Below are 246 nucleotides of genomic sequence, written 5' to 3' on the forward strand. Positions count from 1 at the left end.
TGACATCGAGGCGATTACCGGCCGGGTCGAAGCGATAGTCGTGGCGCTGCGCCCCGTGCTGGCTTGCGATGAGCCGGCCCGAGGCATCGTAGGCGTAGGCGATGGCGCGGGTGCCGGCGCCATCGCGCTGGCGGATCGAGGCCAGATGCGCATGGGCGTCGTAAGCGTATTCGCGGATCAGGGGGGCGGCGTGGGGTGTAGCCAGTGCGCTGCGTGAGAGTTGCCCGAGCACGGTGTAGGCGCGGG

The 246-nt window shown here is 69.9% G+C and carries 1 protein-coding gene; it reads right to left on the reverse strand.

Going from position 1 to position 246, the window contains the following annotated elements; all coding sequences use genetic code 11:
* On the reverse strand, positions 1-246 hold a 246-nt coding region (locus DNK49_RS23795), incomplete at both ends, for a hypothetical protein (protein ID WP_133255203.1).

It is taken from the genome of Parazoarcus communis SWub3 = DSM 12120, assembly GCF_003226565.1.
GTDB lineage: Bacteria > Pseudomonadota > Gammaproteobacteria > Burkholderiales > Rhodocyclaceae > Parazoarcus > Parazoarcus communis.